Origin of the sequence: Flexilinea flocculi (genome assembly GCF_001192795.1) — a bacterium.
GTDB classification, from domain to species: domain Bacteria; phylum Chloroflexota; class Anaerolineae; order Anaerolineales; family Anaerolineaceae; genus Flexilinea; species Flexilinea flocculi.
Window position 1 is genome coordinate 212,548 of record NZ_DF968180.1, and the last position, 18,887, is coordinate 231,434.

General features: G+C 41.1%; 17 protein-coding genes. 7 read left to right on the top strand and 10 right to left on the bottom strand.

Features of this window, described 5'->3' with window-relative positions; translation table 11 throughout:
• Nucleotides 1-41 precede the first annotated feature (41 nt).
• Nucleotides 42-1,319, top strand: coding sequence for a chloride channel protein (locus tag ATC1_RS03000; RefSeq protein ID WP_082174633.1), 1,278 nt, complete (start codon nt 42-44; stop codon nt 1,317-1,319).
• Between the two features lie 158 nt (nt 1,320-1,477).
• Here ATC1_RS03000 and ATC1_RS03005 read toward each other — a convergent pair whose 3' ends face one another.
• The 3 genes from ATC1_RS03005 to ATC1_RS03015 all read right to left on the bottom strand — a co-directional run bounded on the left by ATC1_RS03005 (nt 1,478) and on the right by ATC1_RS03015 (nt 3,918).
• The gene (locus ATC1_RS03005) at nt 1,478-2,158 is read right to left on the bottom strand and encodes a TIGR00266 family protein (RefSeq protein WP_062278259.1); all 681 of its coding nucleotides are present in this window, start codon (nt 2,156-2,158) and stop codon (nt 1,478-1,480) included.
• A 158-nt stretch (nt 2,159-2,316) separates the two neighbouring features.
• Entirely contained in the window at nt 2,317-3,384 is a 1,068-nt protein-coding gene (locus ATC1_RS03010; protein ID WP_062278261.1) for an alpha/beta hydrolase family protein, read from the bottom strand.
• 90 nt (nt 3,385-3,474) lie between these two features.
• Entirely contained in the window at nt 3,475-3,918 is a 444-nt protein-coding gene (locus tag ATC1_RS03015; RefSeq protein ID WP_062278263.1) for a hypothetical protein, read from the bottom strand.
• Nucleotides 3,919-4,159: 241 nt separating this feature from the next.
• Here ATC1_RS03015 and ATC1_RS03020 point away from each other — a divergent pair, with 241 nt between their 5' ends.
• From ATC1_RS03020 to ATC1_RS03050, 6 genes are all read left to right on the top strand, one after another.
• Nucleotides 4,160-5,329 carry an IS256 family transposase gene (locus tag ATC1_RS03020; protein ID WP_062278265.1) on the top strand — a complete coding sequence of 390 codons (1,170 nt, stop codon included), beginning with the start codon at nt 4,160-4,162 and terminating at the stop codon, nt 5,327-5,329.
• Nucleotides 5,330-5,549: 220 nt separating this feature from the next.
• On the top strand, nt 5,550-6,671 hold the full coding sequence (locus tag ATC1_RS03025) for a radical SAM protein (protein WP_062278266.1): 1,122 nt from the start codon (nt 5,550-5,552) through the stop codon (nt 6,669-6,671).
• Nucleotides 6,672-6,697: 26 nt separating this feature from the next.
• Nucleotides 6,698-7,405: an AzlC family ABC transporter permease gene (locus tag ATC1_RS03030; protein WP_062278973.1), complete on the top strand. Its 708-nt coding sequence runs from the start codon at nt 6,698-6,700 to the stop codon at nt 7,403-7,405.
• Nucleotides 7,402-7,728, top strand: coding sequence for a branched-chain amino acid transporter permease (locus tag ATC1_RS03035; protein ID WP_201777232.1), 327 nt, complete (start codon nt 7,402-7,404; stop codon nt 7,726-7,728). Before ATC1_RS03030 ends, ATC1_RS03035 begins: the two co-directional genes overlap by 4 nt.
• Before the next feature lie 948 nt (nt 7,729-8,676).
• Nucleotides 8,677-9,807, top strand: coding sequence for a DNA polymerase III subunit beta (gene dnaN, locus ATC1_RS03045; protein ID WP_062278272.1), 1,131 nt, complete (start codon nt 8,677-8,679; stop codon nt 9,805-9,807).
• A 23-nt stretch (nt 9,808-9,830) separates the two neighbouring features.
• Nucleotides 9,831-12,149: a PEP/pyruvate-binding domain-containing protein gene (locus ATC1_RS03050; protein WP_062278273.1), complete on the top strand. Its 2,319-nt coding sequence runs from the start codon at nt 9,831-9,833 to the stop codon at nt 12,147-12,149.
• A gap of 122 nt (nt 12,150-12,271) precedes the next feature.
• Here ATC1_RS03050 and ATC1_RS03055 read toward each other — a convergent pair whose 3' ends face one another.
• The 7 genes from ATC1_RS03055 to ATC1_RS03085 all read right to left on the bottom strand — a co-directional run bounded on the left by ATC1_RS03055 (nt 12,272) and on the right by ATC1_RS03085 (nt 18,676).
• Entirely contained in the window at nt 12,272-12,799 is a 528-nt protein-coding gene (locus tag ATC1_RS03055) for a 2-oxoacid:acceptor oxidoreductase family protein (RefSeq protein WP_062278275.1), read from the bottom strand.
• On the bottom strand, nt 12,799-13,545 hold the full coding sequence (locus ATC1_RS03060; protein WP_062278277.1) for a thiamine pyrophosphate-dependent enzyme: 747 nt from the start codon (nt 13,543-13,545) through the stop codon (nt 12,799-12,801). The genes ATC1_RS03055 and ATC1_RS03060 overlap by 1 nt, the downstream gene beginning before the upstream one ends.
• Nucleotides 13,542-14,621: a 3-methyl-2-oxobutanoate dehydrogenase subunit VorB gene (gene vorB / locus ATC1_RS03065; RefSeq protein ID WP_201777233.1), complete on the bottom strand. Its 1,080-nt coding sequence runs from the start codon at nt 14,619-14,621 to the stop codon at nt 13,542-13,544. The genes ATC1_RS03060 and vorB overlap by 4 nt, the downstream gene beginning before the upstream one ends.
• Nucleotides 14,622-14,631: 10 nt before the next feature.
• Nucleotides 14,632-14,847 (bottom strand): 4Fe-4S binding protein, encoded by a 216-nt coding sequence (locus ATC1_RS03070; RefSeq protein ID WP_062278283.1) that lies wholly within the window; start codon nt 14,845-14,847, stop codon nt 14,632-14,634.
• A gap of 20 nt (nt 14,848-14,867) precedes the next feature.
• Complete coding sequence (locus ATC1_RS03075) at nt 14,868-15,575, bottom strand: hypothetical protein (RefSeq protein ID WP_062278285.1); 708 nt, start codon at nt 15,573-15,575, stop codon at nt 14,868-14,870.
• The gene (locus ATC1_RS03080) at nt 15,572-16,909 is read right to left on the bottom strand and encodes an acetyl-CoA hydrolase/transferase family protein (protein ID WP_082174635.1); all 1,338 of its coding nucleotides are present in this window, start codon (nt 16,907-16,909) and stop codon (nt 15,572-15,574) included. Before ATC1_RS03080 ends, ATC1_RS03075 begins: the two co-directional genes overlap by 4 nt.
• A 729-nt stretch (nt 16,910-17,638) precedes the next feature.
• Nucleotides 17,639-18,676 carry an AIR synthase family protein gene (locus tag ATC1_RS03085; protein ID WP_062278289.1) on the bottom strand — a complete coding sequence of 346 codons (1,038 nt, stop codon included), beginning with the start codon at nt 18,674-18,676 and terminating at the stop codon, nt 17,639-17,641.
• Between the last annotated feature and the right edge of the window lie 211 nt (nt 18,677-18,887).

The window sequence follows — 18,887 nt, forward strand, 5'->3', positions numbered from 1 at the left end:
ATGCTGCTGATTAACACTTGAGAAAGATGATGCAATAGAAAATGATTAATCTGAAAGTATTAAAAAAAGGGATGGTGATGAAACTTGATGGCGCCATCACGTATTTTTCAATTTTCATGCGGTGGATTTTCATCTCCGTCATTATTGGTTTGATTACAGGAATTATCGGAATTATATTTCAAAGAAGTGTAGCCTGGGCTAATGAATTCAGAATTGCTCATTCGTTTCTGATTTATTGTCTGCCGATTGGCGGCTTATTCATTATCCTGTTTTATCGATTGTGTAAAATTGATCCAAAAACCGGGACAAATTTGATCATTAACTCAATTCGCTCTGATTGTAAAATTCCATCCCTATTGGCTCCGTTGATTTTCTTCGGCACGGTCGTTACTCATTTATTAGGCGGATCTGCCGGAAGAGAAGGAGCAGCATTGCAGTTAGGAGGAACAATCGGATCTCAGATAAGTCGGTTTCTCCATTTAGACGCGAAAGTTGGAAATATTGTCGTAATATGTGGTATGAGCGGAGTTTTTTCAGCGCTTTTCGGCACTCCGGTTACGGCCGTATTTTTTGCCATGGAAGTCATCAGTGTTGGCGTAATCTACTATGCGGCTTTTGTCCCCAGTATCCTATCGGCACTCACTGCATATGAAATTTCATTATTATTAGGTGGTAAAACAGAACAGTTTCATTTGCTCACAGTTCCGAACATTACAGCTTCTATAGTCTGCAAGGTAATCTTGTTTGCCAGTCTATGTGGAGGGATCAGTATTGTTTTTTGTACAGCCATGCATAAAACGGATCACCTTTTTCAACAGGTTTTGCATAATGATTATCTTCGAATTCTGACTGGCGGTCTTCTGATCACCTTATTAACAGTTGTCTTAAATACAGAAGATTACAACGGAGCCGGTGTTTCGGTCATCGAACGGGCAATTGGCGGGATTGCCAAACCAGACGCTTTTTTTTGGAAAATATTATTCACAGCTGTAACAATTGGAGCCGGATTTAAAGGCGGCGAAATCGTTCCAGCATTTTTTATTGGCGCTACATTTGGTTGTTCTGTAGGGAAAATTCTTGGTATCGATCCTGGATTTGCAGCAGCGCTTGGATTGATCGCTGTATTTTGCGGTTCCGTAAACTGTCTTTTTACATCGATTGTGTTAAGCGTTGAAATGTTCGGATCAGAGGGGCTGATTCTATTTGCAATCGCGAGTGGCGTCAGTTACATGCTATCCGGTAATTATGGTTTATACAGCAGTCAGAAAATTCTATATTCAAAACTAAAAGCTGAATTTGTAAACCTCAATGCCAAGTAATCAATAGAAAAAATCATCTTATTTTTTGAATAAGGAAAGAAAACTAATTGTTGTGATGCTTTTGCGCTTTGCACAAAAACATCACAACAACAAAGAATCCCCCCGTATTTCGAATTGCTGTAATGGAACTCGAATAGTCACTACATGATGATCAGCTATTAATTGTTGTTGGAAGGGAAGTATGGCCGAAGCACTTTGGCAAGATTGTTGATCGGTTGTGTTTGGAGATATACTTTCCCCGGACCAACGACCTCTGTATTGAATAATCCCTCACCGCCAAACAATACATTCTTCATACCACTGACCGTTTTTATATCCATAGAACAGGTACTTTCCATAGCAGCCAGATAACCGTTGTCCAAAAGCAATTTTTCCCCGGCACGAAGTTCATAAGCTTTGCAAAATCCGTCAATTTCGACAAACGCAGTGCCCTGACCGGATAATTTCTGCAAAATAAAACCTTCTCCACCAAACAATCCAGCGGCAAACTTCTTCTGGAAGAAAACAGATAAATTGACTCCTTCTTCAGCGGCAAGGAATCCGGATTTCTGCACAATCATCTCTTTACCAGGCGTAATATCAAAAGAGAGGATTTGACCGGGGAAACTGGAAGCAAAGGCAATCATGCCTGTACCATTTGAGGTATAGCGGTTCATAAACAGTGAATCACCGGACAACATTCGCCCTAAAGCTTTACTGATCCCGCCTCTTGATGTAGTTTCCATCTGCATATTCGGGGTCATCCAGGCCATTGCCCCGCTTTCAGTAAACATAGTCTCTCCATTCTGCAAGGTGCAGATGACGACAGGAAATGGTGCTCCTTCAATTTTATATTCCATAGTTTTCCTCTTTTTTCAAAATTCAGAAGTCAGTATCAGTTTTCCATGATGACTTCATAATTTCTTTGAGCTATTTGAAATTTGGCTGATCCTTCAAATACGGATAGGGACTATACAGAATACCGCCCATATTTCAAACCGCTGCTATATTTACGACATTATTGAATGGAGGTTGCATTTTTTACAACCGAAATGCCCCCATAGGAAGTCTCACCTTCGGGAACAGCAGATTCTGCAGTTCCTTTTATATGTACGACCGATTGATTGACTTCCGAATAACTATTCATATCGGTTGCGAAACTGCCTCCATATAAAGACTTCACATGAGCGCCCTCAGCGACAGTAATTTCCGCGGTCCCTGTCAGGAACGATTGTCCCCCCTGATAGGTGAAATCTCCGCCAAAAGCCCAAGCTGCCGCCCCATAGATGATTGATGAAGCCATTTTCGTTTCGGAAATACTGCCTTGTCCAACTGCGTTGCCTCCGCCAAAGGATCCAATAGCAGCCGTTCCCCCGGATTCAATTGTGACAGAAGTTGATTCACTGACAACCACTCTGCCATTCTCTTTTGCCAAACCGCCACCCAAGACATAGTCCGCAGTTCCAAATATACTCAAACTGGTCTTGCTGACTTCTGAAATACTATCGACCCCTGCTGCATAACCGCCTCCGAAGATTTCCCAGAAAATTTTCCCTTGCCTGCCTAAGACAACGGATGTCTGTCCGGAAACAAACGAGCGCCCACCATTCAACGCTGCGCCACCTCCAAACGCGTAAGCAGATGATCCAAGAATCGTTATGCTGGTGCCTTTTACATTTCTGATCTTCCCGTTTTCTGCCTTACTGCCTCCAAAAACCCAGCCATTCGGGAGTGAGACTTTTTCTCCAAGTATGAAAGGAATTCCATTTGCGAAGATTTCACTGATCGTCTCGATGACAATTGAATTTTCCAAATCAGAATTTTCAATCGTTAAGGACGTGATTCCCTTATTGATCGGAATTGAAAGAGATACGATAGGATCTCCATCAACGCTTTTGTTTAGACGAATGATTGTTTCACCGCAGTTCTCCGGCAGTTGATCGAATGCATCTTCTATGGAAGGCATATCCGTAGCACCTTCTCCTACCGTAATAATTGTTTGCGCTGCAACATTGATTCTTTCTCCCATGGAGAAAAAAAGTATTGAAAAAATGACAAGTACGAAAAGCGATTTTAGTTCTTTCATATAAAAAATTTTACTTGATAAAAAAAAAGCCGTTCGTGATTTTCATAATACTTGAAATCAAGAACGGCTTTCTCATCAAATTGAAATTAATTATTCATTATACAGGCCAGCATTTCTGATGACGGCGTCCAATTTTTCACGCGCCAAATCTGCGTAACCGGTTGCGATCTTTCCAACACCGCAAATTTTATTCTTCGTGATTGTAGTTTGAATTATTCTCAGATTTACCGTTGATGGAATTTTCAGCCCCATTTCTACCATTAGACTCGAAATACCCTCAATACGGTTTTGCAGCAGCGCCATTTTTTCTTGATAACCTGCGTCGTTCGCGGCACAAATCGATTCATCGATAATTCCCGGCAGCCTCTGCAGGTCATCCAGATAGGATTGTAATGTTCCAATATAATGAGATGGCGGCCAAATGCTTTTTGTCGGACTGACTGTGGTTTCTGTCTGAGCGATAACGGTGGTTGTGAGTGACAGCATGCTGATCATGATCAGAATAAGAATTGATACAAGGTTTGTATTTTTCATTTTTCCCTCTTTGATGAACCGATAGTGTTGATATAGGTTCAAATTTTCTAATGTGTTTTATTAACGATGCAGTAACACGAACAGTTTCATATTTTATTATATTGATGCTATTTGAAATTGGAAATGCGCATATTTCCTGATAAGTAGGTGTATCATTCTTTCTGTAAAATCATGAACCTTAACAAAAGAGGTGAGTCAGAAGTATCCTTAAACGGCGACCAAACCAAATAAGGAGAACCCAATGACTCACCAAAATGATTATAGCCTGTCTCCGGAATTAGTAGCGGAGATTACCCAGAATGGACTTCAAGCAGTTCCAGAGATGTTACGAGTGCTGCTCAACAACCTCATGCAAGCAGAACGTACAAAATACTTGCATGCCGATGAGTACGAACGAACTGCGGAGCGACAAGGTCACGCCAACGGCTTCAAACCCAAGACGGTTAAAACTCGGGTGGGCGAAGTGACGTTTGCCATTCCCCAGGTACGGGAAGGAGGTTTTTATCCGACTGCCCTGGAAAAAGGGTTGCGCAGTGAGCGAGCCTTGACAGCCACCCTGGCGGAGATGTATGTGATGGGGGTCTCAACCCGCAAAGTGAAACAAATCACCGAGAGGTTATGTGGTTTTGAGATTTCCGCCGAACAGGTCAGTCGGGCCACCGCCCAATTGGATCAGACCTTACAGGAATGGCGAAATCGGCCGCTTGGAGCAATAACATACCTGTATCTGGACGCTCGTTATGAGAAAGTGCGTGAAAACAGCCAAATTCGGGACGCTGCGGTCCTGATTGCCACCGGGATCACTCCCCAAGGCGAGCGGCAAGTCCTGGGGGTTTCTGTCTCTCTGAGCGAACAGGAAATCCACTGGAAAGACTTCTTGAAAAGCTTAAAAGATCGGGGGCTGAATGGAGTGAAACTGATTATCAGTGACAGTCATGAGGGTCTGGGAGCTGCAAGAAGAGCTGTTTTCGGGAGTGTGCCATGGCAGCGCTGCCAGTTCCATTTGCAGCAGAATGCGGGTTCCTACGTTCCCAGACAATCCATGAAAGCAGAAGTTGCTGCCAATATCCGGGCGATCTTCAATGCGTCGGATCGGAATGCTGCTGAAAAGGGCTTGCAAGCGGCTGTCCAGAAATATGCGATCTCTGCTCCTCGGCTTTCTGCCTGGATGGAGGAGAACCTGACAGAAGGATTTACCGTGTTTGATTTTCCATTGGAGCACCGCAGGTCGATTCGCACAACGAATAGTTTGGAGCGTGTGAACAAAGAGATCAAGCGTCGCACCAGGGTGGTTGGCGTTTTTCCGAATGAAGCGTCCTGTTTACGGCTGGTGACGGCGCTGTTGATGGAAACCAGCGAAGAATGGCAGATCGGGAAAAGGTATTGTTTTGCGAAATCCGTGGATTGTTAAAGAAACATGGATATTTCTGACTCGAATTTACAGAAAAAAGGTTGCGTAATCCCTGATAATTCGAAACCGAGACGATTATCATCAATAAAAAAAAGACTTATCTGAGTAATGATATGATAAAAGAGCATTGGAAAAGTCATGAAAATAGTAAAAAGACTCCGTGGAAAATTGACATTCTTATAAAGAAGAATGGATTAGTACGACGCAGAATGAGGCAGAGATGTTTGAAGGAGAAGCGTTAACACAATATCTGAATGAAGGCGTTGAAAAACTTGTCGCAGATATCATCAAATCAACATTTCAGAACCCGAAAGAGACGAAGTTCCTTTTAGACTATCAAAGTAAAAATCGAAAGAATCTGCAACTCCGCTCAAAATTTGAGGCTGAAGGATTACATGTCCCGGCATTTCTGATCTCCAGTATTGCAAACACCTGCAACTTGTTCTGCAAAGGGTGCTATGCGAGAATCAACGGCATATGCGGTGATCAGAATTCCCGTGAGCTACTATCAGCAGATCAATGGTCTGCGATTTTCAGTCAAGCTGCCGCATTAGGTGTATCGTTCAATCTATTAGCCGGCGGAGAACCGCTCATGAGACGAGATGTCATTGAAGTTGCTGCAAATTTTCCGGGAATACTATCTGCAATCTTTACCAATGGAATTCTGATTGACAATTCATATTTGAGTCTGTTTAATCAGTATCGCAATCTGATTCCGATCATCAGTATCGAAGGTGGCAGACAAAAAACAGATGCCCGACGCGGATCAGGTGCTTACGAAAAAATTTCAGCAATCATGAAACTGCTAAAACAGGAGCGAATTCTCTTTGGAACTTCGATCACAGTAACAACCGCAAATCTGGAAGAAGCAACGTCACAGCTGTTCCTTTCTGAATTAAAAAATACGGGTTGTAAATTGATCTTTTTTGTAGAGTATGTACCATTCGAACCAAACACCAGACAATTGTTATTAGGAGAAGAAGAACGAAATTTTTTGGATCATCGTCTGAATGATTTACGATTATCATTTCCTGAGATGCTTTTCTTATCTTTCCCAGGTGATGAAAAAGAAATGGGCGGATGTCTGGCTGCAGGAAGAGGTTTCTTTCATATCAATCCTTATGGAGATGCCGAACCATGTCCATTCTCACCTTTTTCAGACCGCAGCCTGAAAAATCATACGATGGTAGAAGTGTTGCAGTCGCCATTTTTCAGAAAGCTTCAGAATGAAAAATTGGTCGGCGGAGAACACGATGGCGGATGTGCGTTATTCGAGCATGAAGCTTTCGTCAAAGCATGTCTATCTTCACAAAACCATCCCAATGACATGGTTTCCGCATGATGCCTGCTCCTTTAAATCAATCGAAGATGACGAAACCAAATCCGAAAATCGAAGCGTTCAAAGCAGCTTTTCCATATTCTTTGCCGGTTATGGTTGGCTATGTGGTTTTAGGAATTGCATTTGGGATCATATTAACAGGTAAAGGTTTTTCCTGGTGGCTGGCGCCAGTGATGGGATTGTTGATTTATGCCGGATCGATGCAATTTGTAGCTGTTGATTTGCTTTCAGCTGTTTTTAATCCATTCCAGATTATCATCATGACACTGACTGTTAATGCCCGACATCTGTTTTATGGAATTTCCATGTTAGACAAATTTCGCAGCATGGGGACGAAAAAACCGTATATGATTTTTTCACTGACCGATGAAACCTACTCGCTTCTCTGTTCTGCCGTCCCTCCAAAACAGGCAGATGAAAATTGGTTCTATTTTTTTATTTCATTGCTTGACCAGATTTATTGGATCACGGGTTGCACGATAGGCGCTATCGGCGGATCATTCCTTCACTATGATACAACCGGCATCGATTTTGCCATGACTGCTTTATTCATTGTGATCATGGTGGAACAATGGGAAAGTACATCCAATCATCTTCCAGTGATTACCGGTATTATTGTCTCGATAATGAATCTGATTCTTTTCGGACCAAAAAACTTTATTATCCCATCAATGGTTGTAATATTTCTGGCTCTGGTCTTATTCCCTAAAAAATTTAAATCGGAAATATCCTCATGACCAAGTCACAGATTCTTTTCTCCATAATCATTATGGCAGTTTGTACGCTCATTACAAGACTTTTACCATTCCTGATTTTTCCGGAGCACAGGAAAACTCCTCCATTAGTTACTTATTTGGGTGCAGTTCTCCCCTATGCAATTATCGGCATGCTTGTGGTGTATTGTTTTAAACAAGTTTCGTTTATCCAATATCCCTTCGGTATTCCTGAGATGATTGGATTTCTTTTTGTGATATTTGTCCATCGATGGAAACATCATTTACTGCTCAGCATTGGAGGAGGAACACTCTTCTATATGATTTTGATTCGTTTCGTTTTCTAAAAAAAAAGCTGAGCATTGATTCAGTAATTTGAATTTTCAACTTGTTATGCGAATCAATCGAGAAGAGCTTTTTGTTGTGATGTTTTTTCCGCTTTGCGGAAAAAACATCACAACAAAAAAGAATTCTCCTGATATTTCGAATTGCTGGCTGCAATTTGAAAACGACGCTATTCTTCAGAGAATTGAGAACCGAGATGTCTGAAATTTTTATAAAATCATCCTCATGTTTTATTATAAAAAAAAATTTTGGTCATATTTCTGAAAAAAGAGAACTAAATCAGCCAAAGAATTGCTATAATTTAAGGGTTGAATTGTCAATTTGTATCAATTTTTCGATTTTTTGGAACGTTTGACCAAAGAAAAAATGCATTACAAAAAGAAGTATTTATGACAATGATTACTAAAATAGTAATGAATTAATAATTCTTTCTGATTTCCAATGGATTGTTCCCAAATTCAGGGAGAAAACTTGAAAATATCAACGATAACATAATCAGAGGGCAATTAGATTTTTTATCTCCGATCTTTCGTCAGCAAAATAAATTTGTTTATCGGTTTTACGGCGAACCATATCTTTTCTGCAAAATCGAGAATATAAAACTTTGAACCTTTAAAAATACGAGCGTATGAAGAATCCATCCGAACCAGAAGTACAAGGAACTGTTCGATGTTGAATCAAAAGCTTAACCGGATAATTTGGCTTCGCATTTCGAAATATGGATAGATGATTGATTCGAAAAGCAAGTCGATATTTCGATTTGTTATTCGAATCAATCGGGAAACAGATTTTATTGTGATGTTTTACCGCGAAGCGCCAAAACATTACAATAGAAAAAATCCTCCTCATATTTCAAATTGTTGATTCGAAAGACCAGTCTAAGTTTCAAATTGCTGAAGTGGTATACTTTTAGCACGTATAAATTTAATATGACAATTTGGAGTGCCAAAATGAACGTCTCCGTATCCCAAGCAAATTTAGCTCACGCACTAAGTATTGTTTCACATGCTGTGGCGGCAAAAAGCACGCTGGCGATTTTAGTTAACATTCTGATTACAACAGAAGATGGTCAGCTTAAATTATCTGCGACAAACCTGGAATTGGGGATTAATTATTGGATTCCAGCCCAAATTGAAGAAGAAGGCGCTGTAACTGTTCCTGCCAAACTGCTCATCGACTTGGTGAATACATTACCGGATGATAAAGTCCAGCTAAAACTGGATCCCGCAACACAGACTTTATCGGTCAGATGCCTGCAGATTGTCACGGATATCAAAGGTATCAGCGCAGAAGAATTCCCGCCAATGCCTGTTTTTGATGATTCTGAAGCAATTGCTTTTGATATGAATGACCTCCGAAAAATGATTCAGCAAGTTGCGTTTGCTGCATCCAGCGATGATTCGCGGCCTGTTCTACAAGGCGTTTACCTCAATGTCAATGGTAACGAAATGGCAATGGCTGCAACCGATGGATATCGAATTGCAGTAAAAAATATCGTATTGAAGGAGAATTTTGATCAACCAATATCCGTAATTATTCCAGCGAGAACTTTGATGGAATTGGTTCGAATCACTTCTGAAAACGATAAACAGGTTCTTGTCACCTTATCTTCCGGGAAAATGCAAGTGATATTTCATTTGCAGAATGTGGAACTGGCGTCACAGATTATTTCTGGAACCTATGTCGATTACAAAGCGATCATTCCAAAAAGTTTTCAGACAACAACGGTTGTTTCTACTGCTTCCATGTTAAAAGCTTGCAGCCAGGCAGCAATTATCGCTCGCGAAAGTAAAAATTTAACACGCCTGAACATTCAGGGCGGTGAAAATGGTGCAGGAAAAGTTCATATTACAGCACAATCTGAGGAAACGGGTTTTTATGAGAACTACATTGATGCGAATGTGGACGGTCCGGATATCCAAATTGCATTTAATGTAAGATTCTTAAAAGAAGTGATGGAAGTCATTGAATCGCCGAATGTGTCCATTCAGACGAACACCAGTATGTCACCCGGCCTGATTGTCCCACTCGATGATAATCAGAATTATCGATATGTAATCATGCCGATGCATTTTGGATAATTCCTTATTGGTTTTGAAAGAACATGCCAAATAATTCCTACAATTCAAATACGCTTTTTTCAATCCAAATTATATTGGGGCAATATCCAATATTACGGGATCGAATCAGTGAATATATGTATAATCGGCTGATTCAGGATGGGTTTATTACATTCACGGACTTTGAGGAACGAGTCCGTGATTTTGCATTAATGTCCCAAAAACGTGAAGGGTTGCAGAATCCATTTGCGCAGGAAGGTCAAAACGTTTGGGAGAACCGTCTTCAAAGAGTCCGTGAGCAGTTAATCAACATTGAGTTTTCTCAGCATTATCCGCTGGATGTTTTTTCGGAGCTGGTAGATGCGATTGTGCAAAATCGCCAGACAGAAAAACAGCCGTTATTTATGTGGCATAATCTCGAATTTGCTTCAGTAGATACCATCTTTGAGCAGGCGCTGGCGATTGAAAGAAGACCTGCTGCAGAGCGGAAACAATACGAGGCTACATTGATGGGTGCTAAAGTGGTTCTGATCAGGAAAATGATCAGCAGCCAGCTTCAATATATTGAAATCGCAAAAAAAATCTTCTCCATTCGGGACTTGATTGAGATCAATAAACATCGCATTGGCAAAGGTTGTATTGGTGGAAAATCTGCCGGAATGATCCTTTCAAGGAGAATCCTGCAGGATGCGGCAGATGAAGAGATTCGCAGTGCCATCAGTGATATGGAGTCTTATTTTATCGGTGCTGATGAGTATTTCTCTTTCCTGTCTATCAATGATCTGTTGGATTTATTAGACAGTAAATATGGCGACGAAGATGAATTGCAAAAAAGATATCCCGAAATTGTCCAAAAGTTTATCAAAGGCAATTTCCAAAAAGAAATTGTGGATAGTTTGGGACGAGTCATTCACGAAATAAACGGAAAACCGTTCATTGTGCGTTCCTCCAGCTTGCTGGAAGACAGCTTTGGACATGCTTTTACCGGTATGTATGAAAGTTTTGTCATACCGAATCAGGGTTCACCGGAAGAAGGGCTGCAGCAGCTCCAGAATGCGATTCGAAAAATATATGCGTCTTCGTTTGATCCAAAAGTATTAGCTTATCGGTCCCGTAACGGGTTAATTGATTATCGAGAAAGCATGGGTATCTTAATCCAGGTTATTGCCGGAAATCACTTGGGTAACTTCTTATTTCCAGATGTGGCTGGTATTGGCTCCAGTAAGACAGCTTTTATCTGGCATGGTGAACCCTATGATGCTGCTAAGGATGAAGGATTTCTTCGAATGGTTTTTGGTATGGGAACGCGGGCAATACGGCGTACTGGCAACGATTTTCCTCAGATTGTCGTTCTGAACGATCCATGCAGCTCAAAAACTGTATTCTCAGTCAACAATCCCTTATTATCACAATCCGAAATTGATGTGATTAACCTGAAAACCAATGAATTTCAAAGTCTGGATATTGAAGATGTCCTGAATGAAAAATATCCGATACTCCCTTGGGTTGCGCAAGCATATCAAAACGATACGCTTCAGACCATAACGCGCGGCATCGATCCTGACCGATATGTAATCAATTTCCGGGAACTGGTAAAAAAGACATCCTTCACACGATTAATGCGGGACATGCTTCAGCTCTTGGAGCGGACATATAAAAATCCGGTTTTCATTGAATTCACAGTACTGATGAATTTGGACAATCCCGGATCACCTAATTTTCAAATTCAGATCGATAAATGCAGGCCAATCAATATTTCTGAAAAAATGAAGAAATTAAATATTTTTGAACCAGTTTCTCAGGAGAAAATTCTGCTTTCAACAAATCTTTTTGTTCAAAATGGACTGATAAAGGATGTTGATTATATTGTTTATGTAGATCCGGATGAGTATAAAAAATTACCCAGAAAAGATTGCGCGGAATTACCGGAAATGATCGGTCTGGTCAACAGAGCTTTGTTACATCAACGTTTTATCATTCTGGGCATGAATCGCTGGGGAACAAGCGGGGACACAAACGGTCTGCCAGTTCGATATGGGGATATTTCGAACACATTAGCGTTGATTGAAATTTCAGGTTATGATCCGAATAAAATTTCTGACCCGCCGATGGGCACTCAAATATATCAAAATCTGCTGGAAGCAGGAATTTTTATGATCCTCTTGAATCGTCAATCGGAAGAAGGATATTTTGACGAAAATTTCTTTAAAACACAGCAAAACGTGATGAAAAATTGGTGCAGTTTGCCTGAAAAATTCGAAAAATGCATTCGCTTGTTGCCAACCAGCGGCTACCACAACTCACAGGGGCTGGATATTGCGCTCAATCAGGAACTTGGTAAAACAATCATTTACTTTAAATAATGCGTATTTTTTCAATTTATGGATTTGAAGATTTAGCAAAAAATTCAAATAAGAAAAACACCTGTGTTCTATTCAATCTGACACAGGTGTTTTTAATCCTATACTAATTTTCTGATTTGAATCTATTCCCAGGCGTGCAGCGCATTTCGATTCAATTCAATCACTGATTGTTTTTTCCCGGCGAATGTTTTTTCCATTACGTGTTCGATGCTATCAAATGAGACGACTCCGGTCTTTTTAACAATTGCGCCAAGCATCACCATATTGGCAGCTTTCTCATTTCCAAGGTTCTTGGCAATCTCATTTGCATTGACATATGCAATTTGAATGTCCGATCTTGTTGCAGACTGCGAAATAATGGATGAATTGATAAATAAAAATTTATCCGGCTTAACCATTCTTTCAAACTTGATTAGAGATGGCAGATTCATGACACAAACTAAATCTGCTTCATAGATCAACGGGCTTGAAATCATTTTGTCAGATACAATTACGGTACAATTGGCTGTTCCACCGCGCATTTCAGGTCCGTACGAAGGCAAAAAAGTTACTTCTTTTCCTTCAAGCATGGCTGCATAAGCAATGTTTCTCCCGATCATCAGAACACCCTGACCGCCAAAGCCTGAGAAGAACATTTTCTGGGTCGCCATTATTTCACCTCCTCAGGGCAGCGCAGATTGCCAAGCGGATAATAGGGGATCATATTCTCTGTCAGCCATTTCAGTGCATCAACCGGTTGATATCCCCAGTTCGTCGGGCATGCTGAGAGAAATTCAACAAATGAAAATCCCAGACCTTTTTCCTGAACTTCCAGTGCTTTCATAACCGCTTTTTTGGCTTTTCGAATATTCGCCGGTGAATTCAATGCCACGCGTTCGACAAAAACAGCTCCGTCAATAGTAGCGAGCAGTTCGGAAACACGCAGCGGCATACCATTGACTTCTTTTTTTCTGCCTTCGACGCTGGTTGTGCTTTTCTGCCCGATTAATGTTGTTGGCGCCATTTGACCGCCGGTCATTCCATAAATGGCATTATTAATAAAAAATGTTGTAAATTTTTCTCCGCGATTGGCAGCATGGATAATTTCAGCTGCTCCAATGGATGCAAGGTCGCCGTCACCCTGATAGGTAAAAATGAGATGATTGGGGTGGACACGCCGTAAACCCGCAGCGACAGCGGGGGCTCGACCATGAGCAGATTCGCACATGTCAATATTCATAAATTCATGTGCCACAACACTGCAGCCGATCGGAGATACGCCCAAAGTATCGCCCAGACGCCCTTTTTCTTCAACACATTCCATGATCAGCCTGTGAGCAATCCCGTGCGTACAACCCGGACAATAGCTGGTGTCAACAGGCAGCATACCTTTTGTCGGTTCAAATATCGTTCTCATTTGTATTCTCCCAGGATCTTTTTCGCTCTTTCATAGATTTCAAGCGATGTCGGGATAATTCCTCCAGTTCTATTGATCAGCCGGACAGGAAATCTTCCGCAAACGGCAGCTTTAACATCGGTCATCATTTGGCCCATATTCAATTCCGCAGAGATGACCACTTTCGTTTTCGGATTCACTTTGGAAAAAGCTTCTTCAGGGAACGGCCATAAGCTGATCGGGCGGATCAAACCCGCTTTAATACCGTCTTCCGCCAGCATATCGATTACTTCGGATACGATCCGTGCGGTAGTCCCAAACGAGACAAAAACAACTTCTGCGTCTTCAATTCGATCCGAATCATATTTGACAAGTTCTTTTTCAGCCTGCCGATATTTCTCGAACAGTTTTTCAACATGCTTTTCGAGATCATTAGGCTGCATACGCAGTGACTTTACAACACTGCGATGACCTTTTTTTGTACCGGACAGCGCCCAGGGTTTCCTCACGGCAATTTCATCTTCAGAAATTGGGGCTTTCGGTTCAGGAAGCGTAACAGGTTCCATCATCTGCCCGATCATACCATCAGCGAGAATCATAATTGGATTCCGCCACTCATCCGCCAGTGAAAAAGCGTCATATAGTATATCGATGGATTCCTGAATACTGGCAGGTGCAAAAACTGGAATATGATAGTCACCGTTTCCACCACCGCGGGTAACCTGGTTGTAGTCAGCCTGTCCAGGCTGTATACCGCCAATACCGGGGCCGCCACGGGATACATTCAATGCTACCAATGGCAATTCCGCGGAACAGATAAAACTGAGTCCTTCCTGCATTAATGCAATACCGGGGGAAGCAGAAGACACAAACACATTCCCGCCTGCAGCAGCAATACCGTATGCCATATTAATGGAGGCTAATTCGCTTTCAGCCTGAACGAATTTTCCCCCCCGTTTTGTCATTTCACGGGACATAAACTCGGTTAATTCATTTTGAGGTGTGATGGGATATCCCACATAATAACGGCATCCGCCTCGGATTGCAGCTTCTCCAAAAGCTTCATTGCCTTTCATCAGAACTCGTTCACTCATCATGCGCTCCTTCTCATTCTGCATAGATACTGATTACACAATCAGGACAAATTGTCGCACAACTTGCGCAGCCGATACAGCTATCCATATCTGTGATCGATGCCGGGTGATAGCCCTTTGCATTGACTTCAGTCGTACTGATTGCGAGAATATTTTTTGGGCAGACTGAGACACACAATTCACATCCCTTGCATTTGTCCACATTAAATTTCACAAGAAATTTTGCCACTTGTTTGATCTCCTTTCGAGTCAAGGCTTTTTATCCAGCCAGGTCTCTCTCATATGCAAAGCGACCGGCAATATTCCATCTTTCATTGCTTCATTGATATCTTTTTTGCAAAGATCTTCATATAACAAAACCGGACAACAACTGAATCGAATCGGAATCCGTAATTCTTTCGATAGTTCCTGACAAAACTGATATCCCTGGATGATATCATCAACGCGTGTTTCTCTAAGAAGATGCGTGTTATTGATCAAACCCGTGATTTTCAATCCTGTTTCCTTTTCAATTCGATAAATATGACTGAGAGCTCCCTCTATCGAGGAAGTTTCCGGACGGTTTTTATTGATGACACAAAGTAATTCGTAATCTCCTTCAATAAAATACTTGAAAAATTGAATCAGAATCATTGAACCGCTGGCGTCTCCGCCTACATCGATTGTTACAGCGTAATTCTTATCCTCAAGCGGAAATCGGGCATTTGCGGTCAGAGCAGGCAGTTCCGCAGTGATCTCTGATTGATAAAAACTGCCAAAAACTCTAATTCCAGCTGATTCCAGCAGAGATCTTTTCTCACGGCTGCGAAAATAAGGGTTTGCAATATCCAAATCAATCAATGCTGATTTTTTATACAGTTTTGCACGTTCCAGGGCATAGTTGATGCAGAATTCTGTTTTTCCGCTGCCAAAATGTCCAACGACAGCGACAATGCGTTTATCCATCGCAAGATTCATCGGTTGGACTTTCTCCAAATTTTATTTTTTTCCGCTTCTTTAACTAATTCATCGCGAAAATCAGGATGAGCGATTTGAATCAGGCTTTCTGCTCTTTCCCAGGTTGATTTTCCGATCAGATTTGCCATTCCCCATTCTGTAACGATGAAGTAGGCACAACTTCGCGGATCTGAAACGATTGTCCCGGATTGAAAAGCCGGAACAATTCTGGATTTGTGGCGGTTTTCTTTCTTATCAAAGTATGTCGATGTCATACAGATAAAACTCTTCCCGCCTTTCGACAAGAATCCACCTGTCAAAAAATCAAGCTGACCACCTGTTCCGCTGATTTGGCGGAATCCGGATGATTCAGAAGATACCTGTCCAAATAAATCCGCTTCGACACAATTGTTAATGGTGATCATTTTGTCGTTAAGCGCCATAATTTCCGGCGAATTGACATAATCGACTGGATATGAGAGATGATCGCGATTTTCTGCAACCCATTCATATACTTCATGAGATCCAAGCGCAAATGTCCATACACTTTTACCTTTGTCGATATTCTTTTTGGAATTTGTAATTTTTCCGCTCCGATAAAGGTCATAAAAAGCATCGCTCATCAGTTCGGTGTGGATTCCCAAGTCTTTGAGATCAGACTGCGCAATAAATTTTCCGACGGCGGAAGGAACGCTGCCGATTCCCAATTCAATGGTTGATCCGTCTTCAATTTGATCGACAATTTGCTTTGCAATCCGCAAATCCAGATCCGAAGGCTCTCCTGCTCTCATTTCAGGCAATGGACCATGTTCGCCTTCAACAATATAGTTCACGTCGGAAATGTGGATTTTTTCATCCTTGCCGCCGAATACTTTTGGCAGTTTTTCATTTACTTCCAGAATAACAATTTTCGATTTTTCAAGAATGGCTTTCGAGGCGCTATTTGTTAATGAAAAACTGAAATACCCATCATCATCCATCGGAGCAACAGACATCATCGCAACATCCACGATAATGTGATTGCGATAGATCATCGGTTTCCAGCGATAATCAAGCGGAACAAAATCACAAAGCCCTTTTTCATAAAGTTTTCGTTCATAATTGCCCAGATAGGTGCTTTCATAATGAAAAGTTTTCTGTTCCGGATCCCTTTCAACAACCTGCAATGGCCGCACAGCCAGCAATCCGCGAACTCGTATATTCGATAACGTATCTTTTCGATCTGCCAACGCTTTATCAAGCAGCTCAGGCATCGATAATGTACAGCCGAAATCCACCCAGTCCCCGTTTTTTACCACGCGTACTGCTTCTTCCGGTGATCGTAACTTTTGCTGATACTCATATCGAAAGGTCATCATCTTTTTCCTTGTTTTCCCAGTCTACTCTAATTTTATGGTTTCTTATTGCGAAAAACGAAATTGTTTTTCCGTTTAAAAATTTTCCAGTCTTTTCAATTCATCACCAAAAAAAAAGAGCCTTGGGTATTTTCTTGTCTGAGAAGCTCAGATGAAATTACTCAGGCTCTTTCGTCCTTCTAAAGAAATGGTTTTAAGCAACAATATCGAAAGCAATTTTCGGATGATATTGTAAAAGAAATTGTTTTTTTCGAATAGATCCGTTCGAGTCCCCTTGTCGGTTCCCAATGTGATGTAGGCTGGTTGTTGTCTATTCTTTCGAGTTATTAAAGCGATCATTGAAATCAAATTTTTTAAATAATAATCCTTGTCTTCTGATAATTACGATTTATATCCCATCGATGCACGATTTTTATTATAAATTGTTCAATTTCTTGTGCAATATTATTTTTATCCTCATTTTTCGTTGTATTATATGATAATTAAATGACGAAACATGATTAGTAAAGAATTCTGATCCATAAATATAAATTTATTAGTCTGAGGAAGATATCAGATTTTTAATAACTTTGGAAGAGCAGAAATATTGGATCGATTGGTTACTATCTTTTCGAAATTAGAGTATTTTTTTATAGAAAAGAAAGAGACTGTTGTTGTGTTATTTTTGCTCTCTGCGTAAAAATAACACAACAACAAATAATCCTTCCCATATTTTAAATCACTGATTGTTCACGCTAAAGGTTGAAACGGCTTTTCTTTTGAAAAAATTTTTGCGATTTCATCCTGTTCCGGGCGCTCAAGGCGACCACTGCTGGCAAGATCCCATATCTGGACCTGCTGCTGATTTTGAACCTTTCCAATCCTGGAACATGGAATTCCTGAACGCTCCAAAGCCTCGATGACTCGATCCGCATCTGATTCATCAACAGTAAACAGCAGTGATCCTGAAGCGATGGTATTGAGCGGATTTAGTTCAAAGAAATCACAGATTTTTTTAGACAGTGGAGAAATCGGTAAACATCTTGAGTCCATTTCAATTGTGTAACCGCAGGCTTCCGAAAGTTCCCATAATGCTGCTGCAATACCGCCTTCTGTCGGATCATGCATTGCTGTAATATTGCCGTTTTCGATTGCTATTTTTGCATCTCTTGAAATGCCGATTCCCGGATTATGAATATAGTTCTGCGCTGTTTCCAGTTCTTTTATCGTAAGAATTGCATGTAGCCGGTTTGGAAATTCTTTTGCCAGTAATGCTGTACCCTCGACAGGTATGGATTTGGTCACCAAGACAGCATTCCCTGGTTTGGCTCCCCATGGCGTTATCAGTTTATCTTTTGGAGCTTCACCAAGCAGTGAACACATCAAAATCGGACGATCTATGCCGTAAGTAATTTCAGTGTGCGCATTGGTAAGCGTAATATTCATCGATTTGCATGCATCGAATACTTGTGAACAAACTGACTGAATCAGCGCTTCATCTGTCTTATCCTGTGGAAACAACGCTGTCACCATCAGCCATAACGGCTCAGCGCCCGTTGTGGCAATATCATTCGCAATAATCTGGATGGCATACCATCCAATTTCTTCGGTCGCAAAAGTAATCGGATCTGTCTTTAGAACAAGATATTTATTTCCATCATCAATTATGCCGCAATCCAATCCGATGCCCGGACCCATAAATAAGCGTGAATTCTGAATTGGCGCCTGTGAAATGAGTTTTTTCAAGATTTCTGGTGGTAATTTGCCAACCGGAAGTATTTGGTCCAAAGTTTTCAGCTCCTGAATAATCGAATTTCCGAAAAAAGTATAACACCAGATCAGCCGGATATCAGTGATTCAAAATGGGAGCAACAATCCGAATTGTGGTATGGATTATCCGATGTGAATTGTTTTTACGATTTGCGCAATAGTATTACAGCAATAAAAAATCCTCCCCATATTTCGAATTGTTGAATGTGAGGAAATTATTAACAGTAAC

What these genes read in the sequence shown, in the direction of transcription:
- ATC1_RS03000 (WP_082174633.1), top strand. Translation starts at nt 42, where the DNA reads ATGATTAATCTGAAAGTATTAAAAAAAGGGATGGTGATGAAACTTGAT.
- ATC1_RS03005 (WP_062278259.1), bottom strand. Translation starts at nt 2,158, where the DNA reads ATGGAATATAAAATTGAAGGAGCACCATTTCCTGTCGTCATCTGCACC.
- ATC1_RS03010 (WP_062278261.1), bottom strand. Translation starts at nt 3,384, where the DNA reads ATGAAAGAACTAAAATCGCTTTTCGTACTTGTCATTTTTTCAATACTT.
- ATC1_RS03015 (WP_062278263.1), bottom strand. Translation starts at nt 3,918, where the DNA reads ATGAAAAATACAAACCTTGTATCAATTCTTATTCTGATCATGATCAGC.
- ATC1_RS03020 (WP_062278265.1), top strand. Translation starts at nt 4,160, where the DNA reads ATGACTCACCAAAATGATTATAGCCTGTCTCCGGAATTAGTAGCGGAG.
- ATC1_RS03025 (WP_062278266.1), top strand. Translation starts at nt 5,550, where the DNA reads ATGTTTGAAGGAGAAGCGTTAACACAATATCTGAATGAAGGCGTTGAA.
- ATC1_RS03030 (WP_062278973.1), top strand. Translation starts at nt 6,698, where the DNA reads ATGACGAAACCAAATCCGAAAATCGAAGCGTTCAAAGCAGCTTTTCCA.
- ATC1_RS03035 (WP_201777232.1), top strand. Translation starts at nt 7,402, where the DNA reads ATGACCAAGTCACAGATTCTTTTCTCCATAATCATTATGGCAGTTTGT.
- dnaN (WP_062278272.1), top strand. Translation starts at nt 8,677, where the DNA reads ATGAACGTCTCCGTATCCCAAGCAAATTTAGCTCACGCACTAAGTATT.
- ATC1_RS03050 (WP_062278273.1), top strand. Translation starts at nt 9,831, where the DNA reads ATGCCAAATAATTCCTACAATTCAAATACGCTTTTTTCAATCCAAATT.
- ATC1_RS03055 (WP_062278275.1), bottom strand. Translation starts at nt 12,799, where the DNA reads ATGGCGACCCAGAAAATGTTCTTCTCAGGCTTTGGCGGTCAGGGTGTT.
- ATC1_RS03060 (WP_062278277.1), bottom strand. Translation starts at nt 13,545, where the DNA reads ATGAGAACGATATTTGAACCGACAAAAGGTATGCTGCCTGTTGACACC.
- vorB (WP_201777233.1), bottom strand. Translation starts at nt 14,621, where the DNA reads ATGATGAGTGAACGAGTTCTGATGAAAGGCAATGAAGCTTTTGGAGAA.
- ATC1_RS03075 (WP_062278285.1), bottom strand. Translation starts at nt 15,575, where the DNA reads ATGAATCTTGCGATGGATAAACGCATTGTCGCTGTCGTTGGACATTTT.
- ATC1_RS03080 (WP_082174635.1), bottom strand. Translation starts at nt 16,909, where the DNA reads ATGACCTTTCGATATGAGTATCAGCAAAAGTTACGATCACCGGAAGAA.